The organism is Streptomyces sp. P6-2-1 (assembly GCF_050613165.1).
Classification (GTDB): Bacteria; Actinomycetota; Actinomycetes; order Streptomycetales; family Streptomycetaceae; genus Streptomyces.
Genome location: NZ_CP192513.1, coordinates 5,474,597 through 5,497,886, shown reverse-complemented (window position 1 = coordinate 5,497,886; position 23,290 = coordinate 5,474,597). Strand labels below are relative to the sequence as shown.

General features: G+C 67.8%; 11 protein-coding genes, 1 tRNA gene and 3 rRNA genes. 3 read left to right on the top strand and 12 right to left on the bottom strand.

The features are described 5' to 3' along the window. Nucleotides 1-72 precede the first annotated feature (72 nt). Together ACQYWQ_RS23410 and ACQYWQ_RS23405 are read right to left on the bottom strand one after the other, a co-directional pair. On the bottom strand, nucleotides 73-789 hold the full coding sequence (locus ACQYWQ_RS23410; RefSeq protein ID WP_431037222.1) for a response regulator: 717 nt from the start codon (nucleotides 787-789) through the stop codon (nucleotides 73-75). Nucleotides 790-1,149: 360 nt separating this feature from the next. After that, on the bottom strand, nucleotides 1,150-7,062 hold the full coding sequence (locus tag ACQYWQ_RS23405; RefSeq protein ID WP_431037221.1) for a HAMP domain-containing protein: 5,913 nt from the start codon (nucleotides 7,060-7,062) through the stop codon (nucleotides 1,150-1,152). A gap of 321 nt (nucleotides 7,063-7,383) precedes the next feature. Between ACQYWQ_RS23405 and ACQYWQ_RS23400 the strand changes: the two genes are divergently transcribed. After that, the gene (locus ACQYWQ_RS23400) at nucleotides 7,384-10,167 is read left to right on the top strand and encodes a SpoIIE family protein phosphatase (RefSeq protein WP_431037219.1); all 2,784 of its coding nucleotides are present in this window, start codon (nucleotides 7,384-7,386) and stop codon (nucleotides 10,165-10,167) included. A gap of 67 nt (nucleotides 10,168-10,234) precedes the next feature. Here the strand turns inward: ACQYWQ_RS23400 and ACQYWQ_RS23395 are convergent. From ACQYWQ_RS23395 to thyX, 8 genes are all read right to left on the bottom strand, one after another. Next, nucleotides 10,235-10,307 (bottom strand) — tRNA-Thr (locus ACQYWQ_RS23395). Between the two features lie 88 nt (nucleotides 10,308-10,395). Continuing rightward, nucleotides 10,396-11,079: a DegT/DnrJ/EryC1/StrS family aminotransferase gene (locus ACQYWQ_RS23390; RefSeq protein WP_431037218.1), complete on the bottom strand. Its 684-nt coding sequence runs from the start codon at nucleotides 11,077-11,079 to the stop codon at nucleotides 10,396-10,398. Between the two features lie 109 nt (nucleotides 11,080-11,188). Then, nucleotides 11,189-11,305, bottom strand: a 5S ribosomal RNA gene (rrf, locus tag ACQYWQ_RS23385). A gap of 91 nt (nucleotides 11,306-11,396) precedes the next feature. Beyond that, nucleotides 11,397-14,519, bottom strand: a 23S ribosomal RNA gene (locus ACQYWQ_RS23380). 314 nt (nucleotides 14,520-14,833) lie between these two features. Continuing rightward, nucleotides 14,834-16,362: ribosomal RNA gene (locus tag ACQYWQ_RS23375) — 16S ribosomal RNA — on the bottom strand. Together the 16S, 23S and 5S rRNA genes form the textbook arrangement of a ribosomal RNA operon. Before the next feature lie 508 nt (nucleotides 16,363-16,870). Further along, on the bottom strand, nucleotides 16,871-18,556 hold the full coding sequence (locus ACQYWQ_RS23370) for a ribonuclease J (RefSeq protein WP_431037217.1): 1,686 nt from the start codon (nucleotides 18,554-18,556) through the stop codon (nucleotides 16,871-16,873). A gap of 140 nt (nucleotides 18,557-18,696) precedes the next feature. Beyond that, nucleotides 18,697-19,611, bottom strand: coding sequence for a 4-hydroxy-tetrahydrodipicolinate synthase (gene dapA / locus ACQYWQ_RS23365; protein WP_431037215.1), 915 nt, complete (start codon nucleotides 19,609-19,611; stop codon nucleotides 18,697-18,699). Nucleotides 19,612-19,850: 239 nt separating this feature from the next. Beyond that, nucleotides 19,851-20,603, bottom strand: a complete 753-nt coding sequence (thyX, locus tag ACQYWQ_RS23360; RefSeq protein WP_431037213.1) for an FAD-dependent thymidylate synthase — start codon at nucleotides 20,601-20,603, stop codon at nucleotides 19,851-19,853. Nucleotides 20,604-20,867: 264 nt separating this feature from the next. Between thyX and ACQYWQ_RS23355 the strand changes: the two genes are divergently transcribed. Both ACQYWQ_RS23355 and ACQYWQ_RS23350 read left to right on the top strand, forming a co-directional pair. Further along, on the top strand, nucleotides 20,868-21,107 hold the full coding sequence (locus ACQYWQ_RS23355) for a hypothetical protein (protein ID WP_431037212.1): 240 nt from the start codon (nucleotides 20,868-20,870) through the stop codon (nucleotides 21,105-21,107). 153 nt (nucleotides 21,108-21,260) lie between these two features. Beyond that, the gene (locus ACQYWQ_RS23350) at nucleotides 21,261-21,830 is read left to right on the top strand and encodes a hypothetical protein (protein ID WP_431037211.1); all 570 of its coding nucleotides are present in this window, start codon (nucleotides 21,261-21,263) and stop codon (nucleotides 21,828-21,830) included. An 88-nt stretch (nucleotides 21,831-21,918) separates the two neighbouring features. Here ACQYWQ_RS23350 and ACQYWQ_RS23345 read toward each other — a convergent pair whose 3' ends face one another. After that, nucleotides 21,919-22,392, bottom strand: coding sequence for a hypothetical protein (locus ACQYWQ_RS23345; protein ID WP_431037210.1), 474 nt, complete (start codon nucleotides 22,390-22,392; stop codon nucleotides 21,919-21,921). Nucleotides 22,393-22,401: 9 nt separating this feature from the next. After that, nucleotides 22,402-23,154, bottom strand: a complete 753-nt coding sequence (dapB, locus tag ACQYWQ_RS23340; protein ID WP_431037208.1) for a 4-hydroxy-tetrahydrodipicolinate reductase — start codon at nucleotides 23,152-23,154, stop codon at nucleotides 22,402-22,404. Between the last annotated feature and the right edge of the window lie 136 nt (nucleotides 23,155-23,290).

Sequence of the window (23,290 nt, the reverse complement as noted above, 5' to 3'; positions counted from 1 at the left end):
ACGGGACCTGGCGACGCACCGCTCACGGCCCGCCCCGCCCCGTACCCCCGTGCCGGCGCGGCGCCGGCCGTGTCAGCCCTGGGCCGGAAGGCTCGGCGTACCGGAGCCGCCCGAGCCGGGTTCCAGCGCGTCCAGGGCACGGCGCAGTCCGGTCAGCTTGCGTTCCAGGTGCGCGGCGGTGGCGACGGCGGCGGCGTCGGCCGCGTCGTCGAGCTGTTTGGAGAGCGCCTCGGCCTGCTCCTCGACCGCGGCCAGCCGCGAGGACAGCTCGGCGACGACCCCGCCGTTCCCCTTGGCGCCCCGGCGCGTCCCGCCGCCCGTGCCCTCGGTGCCCGTCCCCTCGCCCTCACCCTCGCCTTCGAGCTGGAGGCGGAGGAGCGCGGCCTGGTCCTTGAGCTTGCAGTTCTTCTTGTAGAGGTCGACGAAGACCGAGACCTTCGCGCGCAGCACCCAGGGGTCGAAGGGCTTGGAGATGTAGTCGACCGCGCCCGCCGCGTACCCCCGGAAGGTGTGGTGGGGGCCGTGGTTGATGGCCGTGAGAAAGATGATCGGGATGTCCCTCGTGCGCTCACGGCGCTTGATGTGGGCGGCGGTCTCGAAGCCGTCCATGCCGGGCATCTGCACGTCAAGGAGGATGACCGCGAAGTCATCCGTCAGCAGCGCCTTGAGCGCTTCCTCCCCCGACGACGCCCGGACCAAAGTCTGATCGAGCGCGGAGAGGATCGCCTCCAGCGCGAGCAGATTCTCCGGCCGGTCATCGACCAGGAGAATCTTGGCCTTCTGGACCATGCCCCGCCCTCCTCGCCCCGGCAATCCGCGGGGCTCCGCCCCGGTAGACGGCTCTGTCACGCCGTCGGTTCCTGTGCCGGTCATCGTAGCCGCACCCCACTTGTCGCCACACCCAGTCACCGCCAAGTCACGCTGTACGGGGTGAGAACGGCCGGGTGCTGGGGAAAGTTCCCGGTTTCCGGCGGGCCACACCTGCCGGGGCACGGGCCGTGCGCCGCCGACGGTACCCGCTTCGCCGAGGCCGCAGGCCCCGGCGCCGCCCGCCACCGGCCCGGCGCCCGTGTCCCGCGGCCCCCGGCGCACGACCGGGGGCACCGCGGGGCGCATGGCAGCACGCCCACCGGCGCACCGCCAGGGCGATCACTTCTTGCGCAGCCACTTCTCCAGGGCGGTCAGCAAGCGGTCAGGATCGACCGGCTTGGTCACGTAGTCGGAAGCGCCCGAATCGATGGCCTTCTCCCGGTCGCCCTTCATCGCCTTCGCCGTGAGCGCGACGATCGGCAGCCCCGCGAACTGCGGCATCCGCCGGATCGCCGTCGTCGTCGCGTACCCGTCCATCTCCGGCATCATGATGTCCATCAGGACGACCCGGACCTCGTCGTGCTGTTCGAGCACCTCGATGCCCTCGCGCCCGTTCTCGGCGTAGAGCACGGAGAGCCCGTTCTCCTCCAGCATGCTGGTGAGCGCGAAGACGTTGCGCACGTCGTCGTCGACGATGAGGACCTTCTCATCGTGGAAGGTGTACGTGTTGCGCTGCGGCGGCAGCTCGCCGGGCGCCAGCTCGGGCCGCTCGGCCTCCTCCTCGCCGTACCGCTCCTCGCCGTCGTCCTCCTCGTCCTCGGTTCCCGGCTCGGCCGTGCCACGCCCGGCGTCCTCCGCGACCGCGCCACCGGACGCCTCGTCCGCGTCACCCGCGGCCCGCTCGCCCGACGTACCCGCGCCGGAGCCCGTGGCACCGGCATCGGCCGCCGCCCCGTCCTCCGCCGCTCCGCGGGCATCCGCCCCGGCGAGACCTTCCGCCGCCGCGTCGCCCGCGCCGGCCCCGGCATCGCCCGCGCCGTCGGCCGCCCCGGAACCCGTACCCGTGGCCTCCGCCCCCGTATCCGTCCCCGTGCCCGTGTCGTCGGAGGGCCCGGTGGCAGGGCCTGCGGGCTCGCCGCCCTCGCCCGCCGCGCTCGCGCCGTCCTCCGTCTCCCCGCGCGCCCGCTTCTCCTCCCGCTTGCGGCGCAGTTCCTCCGCCTGCATCGCCTTGCGGCGGCGGCGGAACTTCTCCGCGGGACCATTGCGGTTGTCGCGCACCGGGGTGAGAGCGCCGCCCGTGAGCGTCGGCGTCATCGGGCGCTCACCCGGTACGAAGCGGTCGCCCGTCTCGACGGCGGGCGCGAGGTCGGTCATGCCGCCCTGCGCGGGGACGTCGCCCGGGTGCAGCGGCAGGTAGAGCGTGAACGTCGAGCCGCGTCCCGGCTGGCTCTGCGCGTCGATCTCGCCGCCGAGCAGGCGCGCGATCTCCCGGCTGATCGAGAGCCCGAGGCCCGTACCGCCGTACTTGCGGCTCGTCGTACCGTCCGCCTGCTTGAACGCCTCGAAGATGACGCGCATCTTGCCCTCGGCGATCCCGATCCCGGTGTCCGTGACCGAGAAGGCGATCATCTTGCCGTCCGGCTCGGTGAGCGAGCCTGCTTCGAGCAGCTGCTCCCTGATCGCGTCCGGCACGTCGGCCCCCGCCGGGCGGATGATCAGCTCGACGGCGCCGCTGGCGGTGAACTTCACCGCGTTGGAGAGCAGGTTGCGCAGCACCTGGAGGAGACGCTGCTCATCGGTGTGCAGCGTCGCCGGCAGCTCCGGCGAGACCCGTACCGAGAAGTCGAGGTTCTTCTCGACCGTCATCGGCCGGAACGTCGCCTCGACGTAGTCGACGAGCTGCACGAGCGCGATCCGCGTCGGCGAGACCTCCATCTTGCCCGCCTCGACCTTGGACAGGTCGAGGATGTCGTTGATGAGCTGGAGCAGGTCCGAGCCGGCCCCGTAGATCGTCTCGGCGAACTCGACCTGCTTGTGCGAGAGGTTCCGCTCCGCGTTGTCGGCGAGCAGCTTCGCGAGGATGAGGAGCGAGTTGAGCGGGGTGCGCAACTCGTGCGACATGTTCGCGAGGAACTCGGACTTGTAGCGCATCGAGACCGCGAGCTGCTCGGCGCGCTCCTCCAGGACCTGGCGCGCGTTCTCGATCTCGCCGTTCTTGACCTCGATGTCGCTGTTCTGCCGGACGAGGAGCGCGGCCTTCTCCTCCAGTTCCGCGTTGGACTCCTGGAGCGCCTTCTGCCGCTGCTCCAGTTCGGCGGAGCGGTCCTTGAGCTGCGCCGTGAGTTCCCTGGACTCGGCGAGGAGCACCGTGGTCTTCGAGTTGACGCTGATCGTGTTGACGCTCGTCGCGATCATCTCGGCGATCTGCCCGAGGAAGTCCCGCTGGATCTGCGTGAACTGGGCGAACGTCGCGAGTTCGATGACGCCGAGCACCTTGCCCTCGAAGAGCAGCGGCAGCACCACGACCTGCGCGGGCGTCGCCTGCCCGAGCCCCGAGGAGATCTTGATGTAGTCGACCGGCACCTCGTTCACGGTCAGGATGCGCTTCTCGCGCGCCGCCGTGCCGACGAGGGTCTCGCCGGGCCGGAAGGTCGTCGGCATCATCCCCGCCGCGTAGTTGTACGAGCCGATGAGCCGCAGCTGGTACGCCTCGTCGTCGACGTCGGTGACCTCCGCGCCCTCCTCCAGCGGCTCGGCGAGGAAGAACGCGCCGTGCTGCGCGGTCACGACCGGGGTCAGCTCGCTCATGATGAGCTGCGCGACGTCGGTGAGGTCGCGGCGGCCCTGGAGCAGCCCGGAGATACGGGCCAGGTTGCCCTTGAGCCAGCTCTGCTCCTCGTTGGCGAGCGTCGTGTCCCGCAGGTTGCCGATCATCGTGTTGATCGTGTCCTGGAGGCGGAGGATCTCGCCCGACGCCTGCGTCTTGGCCGAGACGTTGAGGTCGCCGCGGGTCACCGCCGTCGCGACCGAGGCCATGCCCCGTACCTGGTCGGTCAGGTTGAAGGCCATCTCGTTCACGGAGTCGGTCAGCTCGCGCCACGTACCGTCCACGTCGCGGACCTGCGCCTGGCCGCCGAGGATGCCCTCGGTGCCCACCTCGCGGGCGACGCGGGTGACCTGCTCGGCGAAGCTGGAGAGCTGGTCGACCATCGTGTTGATGGTCGTCTTCAGCTCCAGGATCTCGCCGCGCGCGTCGATGTCGATCTTCTTCGTCAGATCGCCCTTGGCGATGGCCGTCGTGACCATCGCGATGTTGCGGACCTGCCCGGTCAGGTTGGACGCCATCGAGTTCACCGACTCGGTGAGGTCCTTCCACGTGCCCGAGACCCCCGGCACGCGGGCCTGGCCGCCCAGGATGCCGTCCGTGCCCACCTCGCGCGCGACCCGCGTCACCTGCTCGGCGAAGGCGGAGAGCGTCGTGACCATGATGTTGACGGTGTCGGCGAGCTGGGCGACCTCACCGCGCGCCTCGACGGTGACCTTCTTGGTCAGGTCACCGTTGGCGACCGCCGTCGCGACCTGCGAGATGCCGCGCACCTGCGAGGTGAGGTTGTTCGCCATGATGTTGACGTTGTCGCTCAGGTCCTTCCAGATGCCCGTCACGCCGGGCACCCGCGCCTGACCGCCCAGGTTGCCCTCGGTGCCCACGTCGCGGGCCACGCGGGTCACCTCGTCGGCGAAGGCGGAGAGCTGGTCGACCATCGTGTTGACGGTCGTGACGAGTTCGAGGATCTCGCCCTTCGCGTCGACGGTGATCTTCTTCGACAGGTCGCCGCGCGCGACCGCCGTCGTCACCTCGGCGATGTTGCGCACCTGGAGCGTCAGGTTGTTCGCCATGCCGTTGACGGACTGCGTGAGGTCCTTCCACGTCCCCGAGACGCCCTGTACCTCGGCCTGTCCCCCGAGCCGGCCCTCGGTGCCGACCTCCTGGGCGACGAGAGTGACCTGCTCCGCGAAGTTCGAGAGCTGGTCCACCATCGTGTTGAGCGTGTTCTTCAGCTCCAGGATCTCGCCCCGCGCGTCGACCGTGATCTTCTGCGAGAGGTCACCGCGCGCGACGGCCGTCGCGACCTGCGCGATGTTGCGCACCTGGTCGGTCAGGTTCCCCGCCATCCCGTTCACCGAGTCGGTCAGTTCCCGCCAGACCCCGGCGACGCCCGGCACCTGCGCCTGCCCGCCGAGCTGCCCCTCCGTGCCCACTTCGAGGGCGACGCGGGTCACCTGCTCGGCGAAGGCGGAGAGCTGATCGACCATCGTGTTGATGGTGTTCTTCAGCTCCAGGATCTCGCCGCGCGCGTCCACGTCGATCTTCTGCGAGAGATCGCCCCGCGCGACGGCCGTCGTCACATCCGCGATCTGCCGCACCTGCGAGGTCAGGTTGGACGCCATCGAGTTGACCGAATCGGTCAGTTCACGCCACGTACCGAGCACTCCGTCGACCCGGGCCTGACCGCCGAGGCGCCCCTCGGTGCCCACGTCGCGCGCCATCCTGGTGACCTGCTCGGCGAAGGACGACAACTGGTCGACCATCGTGTTCACGGTGTTCTTGAGCGCGAGCATCTCGCCGGAGACGTCCACCGTGACCTTCTGCGAGAGGTCACCGCTGGCCACCGCGGTCGTCACCTGCGCGATGTTGCGCACCTGCCCGGTGAGGTTGCGGAAGGCCGTGTTGACGGAGTCGGTCAGGTCCTTCCACGTGCCCGCCGCGCCCGGCACGTTCGCCTGCCCGCCCAGCTGTCCCTCGACACCGACCTCGCGGGCGACCCTGGTCACCTCGGAGCCGAAGGACTGGAGCTGGTCGACCATCGTGTTGACGGTGTTCTTCAGCTCCAGCATCTCGCCCGCCACGGCGACCGTGACCTTCTGCGAGAGATCACCGCTCGCGACCGCCGTCGTGACCGTCGCGATGTCGCGCACCTGCGTCGTGAGGTTGCGGAAGACGGTGTTGACGGAGTCCGTGAGGTCCTTCCACGTCCCCGCGGCGCCCGGCACGTTCGCCTGCCCGCCCAGCTGCCCGTCGAAGCCGACCTCGCGCGCCACCCGCGTCACCTCGTCGGCGAAGGTGCGCAGCGTCTGCGTCATCTGGTTGATGGTCTGGGCGAGTTGCGCGATCTCGCCGCGCGCGCTCACCTCGACCTTGCGCGACAGGTCCCCGTTGGCGACCGCCGTCGTGACATCGGCGATCCCGCGCACCTGCGCCGTCAGGTTCCCCGCCATGAGGTTCACCGAGTCGGTGAGGTCCTTCCACACCCCGGCGACGCCGGGCACCCGTGCCTGCCCGCCGAGTTCGCCCTCGGTGCCCACCTCGCGCGCGACGCGGGTGACCTCCTGCGAGAACGCCGAGAGCTGGTCGACCATCGTATTGACGGTGTTCTTCAGCTCCAGCATCTCGCCTTCGACGTGCACCGTCACCTTGCGCGAGAGATCGCCCTCGGCGACCGCCGTCGTCACCGTCGCGATGTCGCGGACCTGGGCGGTGAGGCGGTAGGCCATCGTGTTGACGGAGTCGGTGAGGTCCTTCCAGGACCCCGACATGCCCCGTACCTTCGCCTGGCCACCGAGCTTGCCCTCGGTGCCGACCTCGCTCGCGACCCTCGTCACCTCGTCGGTGAAGGTCGAGAGCATGTCGACAAGGTTGTTGACGGTACGGCCCACCTTGAGGAATTCGCCGCGCAGCGGGTGCCAGGTCCCCTCGGGGCTCTGCCCGCGCAGCTCCATGCGCTGCTCCAGGTCACCGTCAGCGACCGCGGAGAGCACCCGGCCAACCTCGGAGACGGGGCGCGCCAGCTCGTCGACGAGCGCGTTGGACGCGGTCACCGCCGTCGCCCAGGCCCCTTCGAGTACGCCGGTCTCCAGCCGCTCCGTGAGTTTTCCCTCACGCCCCACGACGCGCCGCACGCGCGACAGCTCGCCCGTGAGGTGGAGGTTACGGTCGGCGACCTCGTTGAAGACGGCCGCGATCTCGGCCATGATCCCGTCGCCCGAGACCGTCAGGCGCTTTCGGAAGTTCCCGTCCCGCATCGCCTCCAGGGCGGCGAGGAGCCGGTTGAGCGAGGCCGTGTCGACCTCGGTCGTCCCCCTGCCCCTGGCCCTGCCTCCCGCCCGGCCGTTCCTGGAGGGCTCGCTCCGGGACGACTGCTGTCCGCTCTCCGCGCGCGTACGGGTACGTCGCGTCGCTGCGCCAGACTCCACCGTGGTCCCTCCCGTGGGCTTCGACCTCGTGCTCGTGCCGGACCGCGCGGCGGCGGGGCCCGTTCATTCCGTAAGGCTCCCCCAAGTGTTTCACCCCGCCCCCCGCAGGCCATAACAGTTCGGCAGCTTCGGGCCCCCGCGACACTCTTCGGGGCGGAAACACAGCGAAGCGGCATCCACCGGACCCCGGATGGTAAGTAACCTGGGCCTGAGCTGTCCCTCCCGCCGGTCCGTCCGGTCCAGGGGGAGGGCCTGCGGCAGGAACCGAGCGCGGCACCACGGCAACCGCGCGGCACCACGGCGATAAAGGGGCGGCCGAGGATGGGACTGGGTTACGCCGGGGACGACACCCCGGATTCTCGCCCCGGGGCGGGCGACGCCCCCACACCGCGGGCGGGCGACGACCTGGCGGGGGCCGGGCTCCCCCGCGTCGCCGAGCCCCGCGCCAGCACAGAGAACGCCGACTTCGTGACAGGGAGTGCTGTGACCGCACGGGCGTCCGCCACCTTCGCACCCGAGGGACGCTCCGTCGCGACGGCCCGCGTCTTCGTCCGCGACACCCTCCAGGGCTGGGGCTTCACCGACCTCGTCGACGACGCGACGGTCCTGACCAGCGAACTGGTCACCAACGCCGTCGTGCACGCGGGCACGAGCGCCGAGGTCCTGTGCCTGCGCGAGGAGGACGGGGTACGCATCGAGGTCGCCGACCGCTACCCCGACCGCGAGGTCCCGCTGCACACGGCCCCGTACATCCTCACCGATCCCGAGCGCGAGGGCGGCCGCGGGCTCCAGCTCTGCGCGGCGCTCGCCGCGCGCTGGGGCGTCGAGTACTCCTCGACCCACAAGACCGTCTGGTTCCGCCTCGACCTGCCCGCGCGCCCCGTCGGCACCCGCAGCGCGGGACCGCTCCTGCCCGACGAGCTGCTCCCGCTCGCCGCGGGCCACGTCCACGTCGCCGTCGTCCAGCTCGACGCCGACGAGACCGTCTCGGCGTGGAACGAGGACGCGGAGGAGATGTTCGGCTACGCGGCCGCGCAGGTCATCGGCAAACCGCTCACCGACCTCGCCGCCTGGCCCCACACCCCTGGCACGGGCACGGGCGTCGCCGAGGCGCTGCGCCTGTCGCGCTGGGAGGGGAGTTACGGGCTCCGCTCCGCCTCGGGCCGCGTCGTCCCCGTCTACGCCTCGCACCTGCGCGTACGCGATGCCGACGGCGCCCCTTCCACGGTCTGCCTCCTCGTCCACGACGACGAGCGCGCCGTCCTCCAGGCCCCGCTGCGTCCCTCCCGCAAGGACGGCACCGGCCGCGGCGACGCGACGGCGCCCGACGCCTTCGAGACCTTCATCGGCACCCCGCCGCCCGAGGACCTCGACGGCCTCCTCCAGCGCACCGTGGAACGCGCGCGGGACATGCTCGAAGGCGACGCCGCCTTCCTCCTGCTCGCCACGGACGACGAGACGGAGCTGGAGGTACGTGCCTCGACGGGCCTGCCCTCCGCCCGTCAGCGCTTCGCCCGCGTCCAGGTCGAGGCCGGCGTCGGGCGCTACGGCTCGGCGCGTATGCCCGCCGTGCACGAGGACCTCAAGGACGTGCCGGGCGCGGTGCCGCTCCTCGACGGCACGGGGATGCGCTCCGTCGTGACGGTCCCGCTCAAGGTCGAGGGCCGCCTCACCGGCTCGCTCGGCGTCGCCGCCGAGTCCCCCGAGCGCTTCACCAACGAGGAGGCACTGCGCCTCCAGTTCGCCGCCGACCGCATCGCGCTCGCCGTCGAGTCGGCGCGGCTGGGCGAGCTGGAGAAGCTGCGCCGCGGCTCGCTCTCCTTCCTCGTCGAGGCGTCCGACCTCCTCGCGGGCACGCTCGACCGGGACCAGACGCTCGCGCTCATGGCGCAGATGACGGTGCCGAACGTCGCGACGTGGTGCGCCGTCTACACGATCGCCGACCCGGCCTCGGAGCCGTATCTCTCGTACGTGCTGCACGAGGACGAGGACCGCATCGACGGCCTGAAGGCGCTCCTGACCCGCGTCGCGCCGCCGGAGCCGGTGACGACGCCGGGGCCGCGCGTGTGGACGGCGCCGGCCGAGGCCGCGCACCAGGCGGCGCTGCGCGACTCGATGCGCAGCCTCGACCCCGGCGAGGTGACCCTCGTCGGCTCGGGCATCGGCGACACCCTCGCGACGGCGGCGGCCGTCGGCGGCGAGACCGTCGTCCTGCCGCTCGTCGCGCGCAACCGCGTCATCGGGATGCTCACGCTCGGCAAGCCTGCCGACGAGCACTTCCGCCAGGAGATCCTCGAACTCGCCGAGGACCTCTCGCGCCGTGCCGCGCTCGCCCTCGACAACGCGCGCCTGTACTCGGAACGCAACGCGATCAGCCAGTCGCTCCAGCGCTCCCTCCTGCCGCCCGAGCCGCTTCCGACGGTTCCCCACGTCGAGGTCGAGGTCATCTACCGCGCGGCGGGCGAGGGCAACGAGGTCGGCGGCGACTTCTACGACCTCTTCCCGATCCGCGAGGGCGTCTACGGCTTCGCGATCGGCGACGTGTGCGGTACGGGCCCCGAGGCCGCCGCGGTGACGGGCCTCGCGCGCCACGCGCTGCGCCTCCTGGCCCGCGAGAACCTGCCGGGCCCCGCGGTCCTGGAACGCCTCAACGCGGCGATCCTCGACGAGGGCCCCCGCAGCCGCTTCCTCACGCTGCTCTACGGGGAGCTGCACCCCCGCGAGGACGGCAGCGCCCTGCTGAAGGTGGTGTGCGCGGGTCACCCGCTGCCGCTGCGCCTGCACCAGGACGGCACCGTGAGCCCGGCCGCTGAGCCGCAGCCGCTGCTCGGGGTGATGGACGACCTGGAGCTGTACGAGGAGACGGTCACTCTCGACCCGGGCGATGTCCTGCTGTGCGTCACGGACGGCATCACCGAGCGCCGTGAGGGGACACGCATGCTGGGCGACGACGGCCTCGCCGAGGTCCTGAAGGGCTGCACAGGTCTGACGGCGGGCGCCGTCGCCTCACGCGTCATGCGCGCCGTCGCGAATTTCGCTGCCGACGCCCCGTCCGACGACATGGCGATTCTCGCGATGCGCCTGCCCGGCATTCACCAGGACTGAACGGGAAGTACGAGAAAGGCCCCCGCCTGATGGCGGGGGCCTTTCTCGTACTTCCCGGCTTTCACTGAGCCCCAAAACGGAATCGAACCGTTGACCTTCTCCTTACCATGGAGACGCTCTGCCGACTGAGCTATTGGGGCCTGTCCCGCACGCGCTCCCGCGCGTGGCGACGAACGAAATCATACCCCGATTCCGTGCTCCCCCCGCACCACGTCCCCACCGGCCTTCTCAGCTCCGCACGGGCAGCCGCACGACGCCGCCGAGCGCGTTGCACACCGCGACGAGCCGCTGGAGTTCCCGCTTCGGCAGGCCGTCGCCGAGGGGCAACGCGAGCGTCTCGGCCGCGGCGTTCTCGGTGACGGGCAGGCGGACGTCGCGCCGGTATCCCGGCAGGCGGTGCAGCGGTGTCGGCACGGGGATGCGGCAGTCGATCCCCTTCGCGCGCGCGGCGCGGACGAAGGCGTCCCTGTCGGGCCGGCCGTTGCCCGGCACGCGCGCGACGTATCGCAGGTACGTGTGGTCGGCCCCGCCGCGCGGCGGCACAACACCACGCAGGCGCGCGTCGAGGTAACGGGCCCCCTCCGTCCGCGCCCTCGGCACGGCCCGCTCCGCACCCGCCTCGTGGTGCTCCAGTACGAGCAGCCCGTGTCGCTCGCCGAGTTCCCTCACCGCCCCGAGCGGCGCAGGGCACCCGAAGCGGTGCCCGACGACCACCGCCGCCGTGCCCGGTCCCAGCACACTCGCCACGTGGGCGACGTCCAGGTTGTACGTGTACGGATCGATGTCGGCGAAGACGGGGCGCGCGCCAAGGCCGACGACGGCCTCGGCGATCCCGGTGCCGTCGAACGCGGATATGACGACCTCGTCCCCGCTTCCGATACCTGCGGCTCGCAGCAACCTCGCGGTGTCCATACCTGGATGGTTGCCCGCCGACATGAACACGACGCGAAGTGGAAAGAAACGCTGGGAAAGAAAAAAGGGTGCCCCGAGTCCGAGGACTCGGGGCACCCTTTCAATATTTGTTCGGCGGCGTCCTACTCTCCCACAAGGTCCCCCTTGCAGTACCATCGGCGCTACGCAGCTTAGCTTCCGGGTTCGGAATGTAACCGGGCGTTTCCCACGCGCTATGACCACCGAAACACTATAAAACCCACAACCACCCCGCCCCTCAAAAGGACGTGGTCCGGTTGTTCGTGGTTTCAGAACCAACACAGTGGACGCGAGCAACTGAGGACAAGCCCTCGGCCTATTAGTACCGGTCAACTCCACCCCTCACAGGGCTTCCATATCCGGCCTATCAACCCAGTCGTCTACTGGGAGCCTTACCCTCTCAAAGGAGGTGGGAACACTCATCTCGAAGCAGGCTTCCCGCTTAGATGCTTTCAGCGGTTATCCCTCCCGAACGTAGCCAACCAGCCATGCCCTTGGCAGAACAACTGGCACACCAGAGGTTCGTCCGTCCCGGTCCTCTCGTACTAGGGACAGCCCTTCTCAATATTCCTACGCGCACAGCGGATAGGGACCGAACTGTCTCACGACGTTCTAAACCCAGCTCGCGTACCGCTTTAATGGGCGAACAGCCCAACCCTTGGGACCGACTCCAGCCCCAGGATGCGACGAGCCGACATCGAGGTGCCAAACCATCCCGTCGATATGGACTCTTGGGGAAGATCAGCCTGTTATCCCCGGGGTACCTTTTATCCGTTGAGCGACGGCGCTTCCACAAGCCACCGCCGGATCACTAGTCCCGACTTTCGTCCCTGCTCGACCCGTCGGTCTCACAGTCAAGCTCCCTTGTGCACTTACACTCACCACCTGATTACCAACCAGGCTGAGGGAACCTTTGGGCGCCTCCGTTACTCTTTAGGAGGCAACCGCCCCAGTTAAACTACCCATCAGACACTGTCCCCGATCCGGATCACGGACCCGGGTTAGACATCCAGCACGACCAGAGTGGTATTTCAACAACGACTCCACAACCACTGGCGTGGCCGCTTCACAGTCTCCCACCTATCCTACACAAGCCGAACCGAACACCAATATCAAACTGTAGTAAAGGTCCCGGGGTCTTTCCGTCCTGCTGCGCGAAACGAGCATCTTTACTCGTAATGCAATTTCACCGGGCCTATGGTTGAGACAGTCGAGAAGTCGTTACGCCATTCGTGCAGGTCGGAACTTACCCGACAAGGAATTTCGCTACCTTAGGATGGTTATAGTTACCACCGCCGTTTACTGGCGCTTAAGTTCTCAGCTTCGCCAACCCGAAAGTCAGCTAACCGGTCCCCTTAACGTTCCAGCACCGGGCAGGCGTCAGTCCGTATACATCGCCTTACGGCTTCGCACGGACCTGTGTTTTTAGTAAACAGTCGCTTCTCGCTGGTCTCTGCGGCCACCCCCAGCTCACCGAGTAAATCGGATCACCAAGTGTGGCCCCCCTTCTCCCGAAGTTACGGGGGCATTTTGCCGAGTTCCTTAACCATAGTTCACCCGAACGCCTCGGTATTCTCTACCAGACCACCTGAGTCGGTTTAGGGTACGGGCCGCCATGAAACTCGCTAGAGGCTTTTCTCGACAGCATAGGATCATCCACTTCACCACAATCGGCTCGGCATCAGGTCTCAGGCACAAGCTACGCGGATTTACCTACGCAACGCCCTACACCCTTACCCCGGGACAACCACCGCCCGGGATGGACTACCTTCCTGCGTCACCCCATCACTCACCTACTACCAGCCTGGGTCACCGGCTCCACCACTCCCCTCAACTCCGAAGAGATCAGGGCGGCTTCACGGGCTTAGCATCACTGGATTCAATGTTTGACGCTTCACAGCGGGTACCGGAATATCAACCGGTTATCCATCGACTACGCCTGTCGGCCTCGCCTTAGGTCCCGACTTACCCTGGGCAGATCAGCTTGACCCAGGAACCCTTAGTCAATCGGCGCACACGTTTCTCACGTGTGAATCGCTACTCATGCCTGCATTCTCACTCGTGAACCGTCCACCACTCGCTTACACGGCAGCTTCACCCGGCACACGACGCTCCCCTACCCATCACAACACCCGTTAGGGCTTAACGCTGCAATGACACGACTTCGGCGGTACGCTTGAGCCCCGCTACATTGTCGGCGCGGAATCACTAGACCAGTGAGCTATTACGCACTCTTTCAAGGGTGGCTGCTTCTAAGCCAACCTCCTGGTTGTCTCTGCGACTCCACATCCTTTCCCACTTAGCGTACGCTTAGGGGCCTTAGTCGATGCTCTGGGCTGTTTCCCTCTCGACCATGGAGCTTATCCCCCACAGTCTCACTGCCGTGCTCTCACTTACCGGCATTCGGAGTTTGGCTAAGGTCAGTAACCCGGTAAGGCCCATCGCCTATCCAGTGCTCTACCTCCGGCAAGAAACACACGACGCTGCACCTAAATGCATTTCGGGGAGAACCAGCTATCACGGAGTTTGATTGGCCTTTCACCCCTAACCACAGGTCATCCCCCAGGTTTTCAACCCTGGTGGGTTCGGTCCTCCACGACCTCTTACAGCCGCTTCAACCTGCCCATGGCTAGATCACTCCGCTTCGGGTCTTGAGCGTGCTACTCCACCGCCCTGTTCGGACTCGCTTTCGCTACGGCTTCCCCACACGGGTTAACCTCGCAACACACCGCAAACTCGCAGGCTCATTCTTCAAAAGGCACGCAGTCACGACGCAAGGACAAGTCCTCGCGCGACGCTCCCACGGCTTGTAGGCACACGGTTTCAGGTACTATTTCACTCCGCTCCCGCGGTACTTTTCACCATTCCCTCACGGTACTATCCGCTATCGGTCACCAGGGAATATTTAGGCTTAGCGGGTGGTCCCGCCAGATTCACACAGGATTTCTCGGGCCCCGTGCTACTTGGGAGTCACGCAAGTGAGCCATCACAATTTCAGCTACGGGGGTCTTACCCTCTACGCCGGACCTTTCGCATGTCCTTCGCCTATCATGATGGTTTCTGACTCACCCAGCCGCCGGCAGACGACTGAAGCGCAATCCCACAACCCCGCACATGCAACCCCTGCCGGGTATCACACACATACGGTTTGGCCTCATCCGGTTTCGCTCGCCACTACTCCCGGAATCACGGTTGTTTTCTCTTCCTGCGGGTACTGAGATGTTTCACTTCCCCGCGTTCCCTCCACACTGCCTATACATTCAGCAGCGGGTGACAGCCCATGACGACTGCCGGGTTTCCCCATTCGGACACCCCCGGATCAAAGCTCGGTTGACAGCTCCCCGGGGCCTATCGCGGCCTCCCACGTCCTTCATCGGTTCCTGGTACCAAGGCATCCACCGTGCGCCCTTAAAAACTTGGCCACAGATGCTCGCGTCCACTGTGCAGTTCTCAAACAACGACCAACCACCCATCACACACCACTCACGCGATGCTTCACTGGGGTCGGCATGAGGAACAACCAAACGGCCGTACCCTCAGACACCCAACAACGTGCCCGACACCAGACCGGTGAGAAATCCCCGCGTTCCACGCCGAAGCAGTACTAGCAGTCCCTCACACACTCTGGTGCCGAATAGTCAACGTTCCACCCATGAGCAACCAGCATCGAACACTCGCCGATGTACTGGCCCCTTGACCCTCACTCCGAAGAGATCAGGTAAGAAGTGCTCCTTAGAAAGGAGGTGATCCAGCCGCACCTTCCGGTACGGCTACCTTGTTACGACTTCGTCCCAATCGCTGGTCCCACCTTCGACAGCTCCCTCCCACAAGGGGTTGGGCCACCGGCTTCGGGTGTTACCGACTTTCGTGACGTGACGGGCGGTGTGTACAAGGCCCGGGAACGTATTCACCGCAGCAATGCTGATCTGCGATTACTAGCAACTCCGACTTCATGGGGTCGAGTTGCAGACCCCAATCCGAACTGAGACCGGCTTTTTGAGATTCGCTCCACCTCGCGGTATCGCAGCTCATTGTACCGGCCATTGTAGCACGTGTGCAGCCCAAGACATAAGGGGCATGATGACTTGACGTCGTCCCCACCTTCCTCCGAGTTGACCCCGGCGGTCTCCCGTGAGTCCCCAACACCCCGAAGGGCTTGCTGGCAACACGGGACAAGGGTTGCGCTCGTTGCGGGACTTAACCCAACATCTCACGACACGAGCTGACGACAGCCATGCACCACCTGTACACCGACCACAAGGGGGCGACCATCTCTGGCCGTTTCCGGTGTATGTCAAGCCTTGGTAAGGTTCTTCGCGTTGCGTCGAATTAAGCCACATGCTCCGCTGCTTGTGCGGGCCCCCGTCAATTCCTTTGAGTTTTAGCCTTGCGGCCGTACTCCCCAGGCGGGGCACTTAATGCGTTAGCTGCGGCACGGACAACGTGGAATGTTGCCCACACCTAGTGCCCACCGTTTACGGCGTGGACTACCAGGGTATCTAATCCTGTTCGCTCCCCACGCTTTCGCTCCTCAGCGTCAGTATCGGCCCAGAGATCCGCCTTCGCCACCGGTGTTCCTCCTGATATCTGCGCATTTCACCGCTACACCAGGAATTCCGATCTCCCCTACCGAACTCTAGCCTGCCCGTATCGACTGCAGACCCGGGGTTAAGCCCCGGGCTTTCACAACCGACGTGACAAGCCGCCTACGAGCTCTTTACGCCCAATAATTCCGGACAACGCTTGCGCCCTACGTATTACCGCGGCTGCTGGCACGTAGTTAGCCGGCGCTTCTTCTGCAGGTACCGTCACTCTCGCTTCTTCCCTGCTGAAAGAGGTTTACAACCCGAAGGCCGTCATCCCTCACGCGGCGTCGCTGCATCAGGCTTTCGCCCATTGTGCAATATTCCCCACTGCTGCCTCCCGTAGGAGTCTGGGCCGTGTCTCAGTCCCAGTGTGGCCGGTCGCCCTCTCAGGCCGGCTACCCGTCGTCGCCTTGGTGAGCCATTACCTCACCAACTAGCTGATAGGCCGCGGGCTCATCCTGCACCGCCGGAGCTTTCCACCACCCTGGATGCCCAAGGCAGTGAGTATCCGGTATTAGACCCCGTTTCCAGGGCTTGTCCCAGAGTGCAGGGCAGATTGCCCACGTGTTACTCACCCGTTCGCCACTAATCCCCGCCCGAAAGCGGTTCATCGTTCGACTTGCATGTGTTAAGCACGCCGCCAGCGTTCGTCCTGAGCCAGGATCAAACTCTCCGTGAATGTTTTCCCGTAATCGGGATACCACCACGAGAGCGGAACCGGGAGAGGAATAATCCCCCAGGTTCACAGCGTCCTCGCTGTGTGTGTTTCAAAGGAACCTCAACCTCAGGCCGTAATGGCCATCGGTCGGGGTATCAACATATCTGGCGTTGACTTTTGGCACGCTGTTGAGTTCTCAAGGAACGGACGCTTCCTTCGTACTCACCCTCTCGGGCTTTCCTCCGGGCGTTTTCCCTTCGGTATTTCGTGTTTCCGACTCTATCAGACTCTCTCGGGCCCGATTTCCTCGGTGCTTTCCGGTTCCCGGACCGGCCTCTCGGCCTTTCCGTTTCCCTTTCGGCGTTTCCGACTTTATCAGAAGTTCTGAGCCGGATTTCCCGCCCCCTTCCGGCTCCCCGGGCACACAGAGGTGCCGGGCTCCGAAGCGGCGGTGTCGCCAAACGTACTGGAGCGGGGCGCCCGGATGCAAATCCGGGCGCCCCGCTCCCTCGTACTCGCTGACGCGGGGTCAGACCTCCACGACGACCGGGAGGATCATCGGCCTGCGCCGGTAGTTGTCCGAGACCCACTTGCCGACGGTCCGGCGGATCAGCTGCTGGAGCTGGTAGGTCTCCAGCACGCCGTCCCTGGCCGCACGCCCGATGGCGTCGTCGATCTTGGGCATCACGCCCGCGAAGGCCGCGTCCTCGATGCCCGAGCCGCGGGCCTGGATGTGCGGGCCGCCCGTGATCTTGCCGGTCGTGGAGTCCACGACGAGGAAGACCGAGATGATGCCCTCTTCCCCGAGGATGCGGCGGTCCTTGAGCGAGGACTCGGTCACGTCGCCGACCGAGAGGCCGTCCACGTACACGTATCCCGCCTGGACCTTGCCGCTGATGCGGGCGCGGCCGTCGATCAGGTCGACGGCGACGCCGTCCTCGGCGATGACGATGTGGTCGTGCGGGACGCCGGTGAGAGCGCCCAGCTCGGCGTTGGCGCGCAGGTGGCGCCATTCGCCGTGCACCGGCATCAGGTTCTTCGGCTTGCAGATGTTGTAGAAGTACAGCAGCTCGCCCGCCGACGCGTGGCCCGAGACGTGCACCTTGGCGTTGCCCTTGTGCACGACGTTCGCGCCCCACCGGGTCAGGCCGTTGATCACCCGGTACACCGAGTTCTCGTTGCCCGGGATCAGCGAGGAGGCCAGGACGACGGTGTCGCCCTGGACGATGCGGATCTGGTGATCTCGGTTGGCCATGCGCGAGAGCGCGGCCATCGGCTCGCCCTGGGAGCCGGTGCAGACAAGCACCACCTCCTCGTCGGGGAGGTCGTCGAGCGCCTTCACGTCGACGATGAGCCCCGCCGGAACCTTGAGGTACCCGAGGTCGCGCGCGATGCCCATGTTGCGGACCATCGAGCGGCCGACGAAGGCGACCCTGCGGCCGTACGCGTGCGCGGCGTCGAGCACCTGCTGGATGCGGTGCACGTGGCTCGCGAAGCTCGCCACGATGATCCGCTTGCGTGCGCCGCCGAAGACCTGTCGCAGGACGCTGGAGATGTCCCGTTCGTGCGGCGTGAACCCGGGGACCTCGGCGTTCGTCGAGTCGGTGAGGAGGAGGTCGATGCCCTCCTCGCCGAGCCGCGCGAAGGTCGTCAGGTCGGTGAGCCTGTGGTCCAGCGGGAGCTGGTCCATCTTGAAGTCACCGGTGTGCACGACCATGCCGGCCGGGGTGCGGATCGCGACCGCGAGCGCGTCGGGGATGGAGTGGTTGACCGCGATGAACTCGCAGTCGAAGGGACCGACCCGCTCGCGGTTCCCCTCGCGCACCTCCAGGGTGTACGGGCGGATGCGGTGCTCCTGGAGCTTCGCCTCGATGAGCGCGAGGGTCAGCTTGGAGCCGATCAGCGGGATGTCCGGCTTCTCGCGGAGCAGGTACGGCACCGCGCCGATGTGGTCCTCGTGGCCGTGGGTGAGGACGATGCCCTCGATGTCGTTCAGCCGGTTCCGGATCGATGTGAAGTCCGGCAGGATCAGGTCGATTCCGGGCTGCTCCTCCTCCGGGAAGAGCACTCCGCAGTCGACGATCAGCAGACGCCCGCCGAATTCGAAGACGGTCATGTTGCGGCCGATCTCGCCGAGACCGCCGAGCGGCGTGACCCGCAGGCCACCTTCGGCAAGCTTCGGGGGCGGGCCCAGTTCAGGGTGCGGATGACTCAAAAGACTCTCCTCAACCACACACGCCACGTGCGGGGCACGTGGCGTGTGTGACGTTCGTGCTGTTGTGTGAGCAGTGCCGTGCCCGGGCCCGGGGAACGCGGAATCCTCCGCGCCCCTCCGGAGCCGGACGGGCTATTCGGTTATGAAGTCTGTGGTGCGAGTTCTACCCCGCCGGCGGCCAGATCGATCTTGAGCTGGGCCGTCTCCTCCTCGCTCAGTCCCACCATCGGCAGCCGCAGCGGGCCGCTCGGCCTGCCCTGGAGCGCCAGCGCCGCCTTCGTGGTCATGACACCCTGCGTGCGGAACATGCCGGTGAAGACCGGCAGCAGCCGCTGGTGGATCTCCAGGGCCTTCTGCACGTCGCCCGCCAGGTGCGCGTCGAGCATCGCGCGCAGCTCCGGGGTCACGACGTGCCCGACGACCGAGACGAAGCCGACCGCGCCGATCGACAGGAGCGGCAGGTTGAGCATGTCATCGCCCGAGTACCAGGCGAGGCCGCTGCGGGCGATGGCCCAGCCCGAGCGTCCCAGGTCGCCCTTGGCGTCCTTGTTCGCCACGATGCGCGGGTGCTCGGCGAGCCTGACCAGCGTCTCGGTGGAGATCGGGACGCCGCTGCGGCCCGGGATGTCGTAGAGCATGACCGGCAGCCCGGTGGCGTCCGCGAGGGCCGTGAAGTGGTGCAGCAGCCCCTCTTGCGGTGGCTTGTTGTAGTACGGGGTCACCGCCAGCAGCCCGTGGGCGCCGACCGCCTCGGCGGAGCGGGCCAGCTCGATGCTGTGCCGTGTGTCATTGGTCCCGACACCGGCGACGACGTGCGCCCGGTCCCCCACTGCCTCCAGCACCGCCCGGACGAGATCGGCTTTCTCCGCGTCGCTGGTGGTGGGCGACTCCCCGGTGGTCCCGTTGATCACCAGGCCGTCATTGCCCGCGTCCACCAGCTGCGCGGCAAGTCGCTGCGCGCCGTCGAGGTCGAGATCGCCGTCCGCCGTGAAGGGCGTGACCATAGCGGTGAGGACCCGCCCGAAGGGGGTCTGCGGAGTGGAGGTCAAAGCCATAAGTAACACGCTACTCGGTGCTCGGCTCCGCTCGGGCCCTCGGGGCGTCGCGGCGAGTGTACGGGGGCATCGGCTCAGAGGAACCCGGCGCCGCGCGCTCGGGGGTTCACGCGGCGCCGGGCCCGTGCGGCCAGGCTAGTTGAACCATACGAAAAGCCGCAATACGGACACTTTCCTCCTTGCCCGTACATGTGTGCACGCCCCGGCCCGGCCCCTGCCCCCGCACCGGTCGCGACGCATCAGGGGGCCATGCGGCCATTCTTGTTGAAGGCCGCGTGGGTGAGGGGCATGAGCCCCGCCCACAGCTCCTCCATCCGCTCACCGGCCATCTCGATCTCGCGCTGCGGGAAGCTCGGCACCTTCGCCTGCTCGTGCTGCGTGCGCAGGCCGAGGAAGTGCATGAGCGAGCGGGCGTTGCACGTCGCGTACATCGAGGAGTAGAGGCCGACAGGGAGGACCGCGCGGGCGACCTCGCGGGCGACGCCCGCCGCGAGCATCTCCTGGTACGTCTCGTAGGCCTGTCCGTAGGACTCCCGCATGGCGCGCTCGGTCAGGGCGTGCTGCTCGGGGCTGCCGTCGACGAAGACGTACTTGCCGGGGCGGCCCTCCTGCACGAGCTTGCGCTCGGGCCCCGGCACGTAGAAGACGGGCTGCAGCTCCCGGTAGCGGCCGGACTCCTCGTTGTAGGACCAGCCGACGCGGTGCCGCATGAACTCGCGGAAGACGAAGATCGGCGCGCTGATGAAGAAGGTCATCGAGTTGTGCTCGAAGGGGCTGCCGTGGCGGTCCCGCATGAGGTAGTTGATGAGCCCCTTGGAGCGCTCCGGGTCCTTCTTCAGCTCGTCGAGCGACTGCTCGCCCGCCGTGGAGACCCGCGCGGCCCACAGCACGTCCTGGTCCGAGGCGGCGTGCTTGACCAGCTCCACCGTGATCTCGCTGCGGAACGTGGGTTTGACGGTCTCGGCGGGGGTCACCTGAGAGGTCTCGGTCACCGGCGGTGGTCCTTCCAGTCGCTTCGTGGGGGCGGCGCCCACTCTACGGTCCGGGTACGACACCCCCCGATCGGAGGTCTCTCGTGACATTTTTCGCGGAAGCTCGCCAAAACGGGCACCACAGACCCCTTCCACGCGTCTGTACGAGTAGGGCCGATGTGTTCGGAAGCACACCGAGGCCGTAATCTGATATGCGGGTTTTCCGACTTCTTTCCGGACAGTCCGCACCCGTCCACGACGAGTTTCCGAGGAGAAGCGCCTTATATGTTCCGACGGCGTGAGCCTGTTCCCTTCGCCTTCCTGGCCGAAGCGGAGAAGTACCGCAGCAACGTCGAGCCCCCACCCCGCGAGCGGCCCGACCGGGGTCAGCTCGTGGTGCGCACGCTTGTGGGGCTGACCGTGGTCGGCGGCCTCGTGGGCAGCCTGCTCTTCGGGCTGCCGGCCCTCTCGCAGGAGACGGCCCCGCAGCACACGCAGCACTCCGTGGCGTCCGATCCCCGCTGATCCGCTTCGCCTGCTCACATCCCCTGTGCGGGGATTCGCACGGCTGCGCGCACAGACCCCCGGAGTGGTGAATGGCCGGGGGTCTCTGTAGCCTCACCGCTCACAACCCCTGTCGCAACTCCCTGTGCGCGCGGAATGAGTGAGGAACCAGTCGTGCCCCTGCCCTTCCTGACGGCGGACCGCACTTTCGAGGAGGGCGCCGACGACGTCGCGCTGCCGTACCACGACCGCGAGGTGTGGCGCCGCCCGTACCGCCCCGGGCCCTGGCGCGTGGCGCTCGCCGCGCTCGTGCTGCTGCTGGCCTCCTTCGTGCTCGTCGCCGCGCTCGCGATCGGCCTCGCCAAGAACGCGAGCGGCGCGCTCGCCTCGGTGGTCTTCGCGGTGCTGCTGATAGCGGGCGCGCTGCGCGGGCTGCGGATGGGGGCCTGGGTGAGTGCGCGCGGCGTGCGCCGTACCGGGTTCCTGCGCACGCGTACGTACCCCTGGGGCCAGGTGAGCGCGGTGCGCACCGTGCAGCAGCCGGTGAAGGTCCTGGGGCTGCCGCGCAGCGTGCAGGGGCAGGCCGTCGTGCTGACGGCGCGGCGGCAGAGTGTCACCGGGCCGCTGCTCACGGACCACAACGCGGACTTCCTCTCGCGCACCGAGGGCTTCGAGCGGGCGGCGGACACGCTGGAGGCGTGGGCGGACGAGTACGTGACGGGGCAGGCGGCCGGGCGGCGCTGAGGCGCGGTGGCGGGCTCGTAGCCGGAGCGCAGGAGGGGCGGGTGGCAAGCGACGTGCCGCCCGCCCCTCTCGCGTGTGCCGCGCCGGGTCAGTCGCGGGGGGTGAGGGAGGGCGCGGCCGCCCGGTCCCTCGCGTGCAGGCGCAGGGCGTGCTGCATGGCCTTGCGGGCGCGGGGGGTGTCGCGGGCGTCCTGGTAGGCGACGGCGAGGCGGAACCAGCACCGCCAGTCGTCGGGGTGGTCCTCGGTCTCAGCCTTGCGGCGTGCGAAGACGGCGTCGGCCGACGCGCGGTCGATGCGGCCCGACGGGGTGCGTTCGAGTTCGTCCGGCGGGAGGCCGCCCTCGGCGTCGAGCGCGGCGGCGAGGGCGTTGGCACGCGTGACGAAGCGCGTGTTCTGCCACAGGAACCAGATGCCGATGAGCGGCAGGATCAGGACCGCGACGCCGAAGAGCACGGTGACCGCGGTGCCCTGCCGGATGAGCAGGATGCCGCGGTCACCCGCGAGGACGAAGTAGAAGACGAGGACGAGGGCGGTGACCGCGTAGGTCAGCTTGGCGCGCATCGGTTCCGCTCAGCTCAGGTCGAGGAAGTGTTCCAGGCCGAAGGTGAGCCCTGGCGTTTCCACGACGCGGCGTACGCCGAGCAGGATGCCCGGCATGAAGCTGCTGTGGTGCAGCGAGTCGTGCCGGATGGTGAGGGTCTCGCCCTCGGCGCCGAGCAGGACCTCCTGGTGGGCGAGAAGGCCGCGCAGGCGTACGGAGTGCACGGGCACGCCGGCCACCGAGGCGCCGCGCGCGCCGTCGAGCGCCGTGGCCGTCGCGTCCGGCATGGGGGCGCTCCCGGCGGCCTCGCGGGCCTCGGCGATGAGCTGCGCGGTGCGCGCGGCGGTGCCGGAGGGCGCGTCGGCCTTCTTCGGGTGGTGCAGCTCGATGACCTCGACGGACTCGAAGTACGGCGCGGCCGCCTGCGCGAACTTCATCGTGAGGACGGCGCCGACGGAGAAGTTCGGGGCGATGAGGACACCGGTGCCGGGCGACGTCGCGAGCCGTTCGCGCACCTGCGTCAGGCGCTCGTCGGTCCAGCCGGTGGTGCCGACGACGGCGTGGATGCCCTGGTCGAGGCAGTAGGCGAGGTTGGCCATGACGGCGTCGGGGCGGGTCAGTTCGACGGCGACCTGGGCGCCCGCTTCGGTGAGTGCCGTCAGCGGGTCCTCACGGCCGATCGCGGCGACGAGTTCGAGGTCGTCGGCGGCCTCGACGGCGCGGACGGCCTCGGAGCCGATCCGGCCCCTGGCGCCGATGACGGCGACGCGCAGCTTGCTCATGTGGTGTCTTCCTCCGGGTGCGTACGGGGTCCGGGGCGGGTCGGGCGGGCGGCGCCGTGACGCGACGTCGCGTGGGGACGACGCGACGTCGCGTACGACGCCGGTGCCGCGCGACGTCGCGTCGTACGGGGTCGAC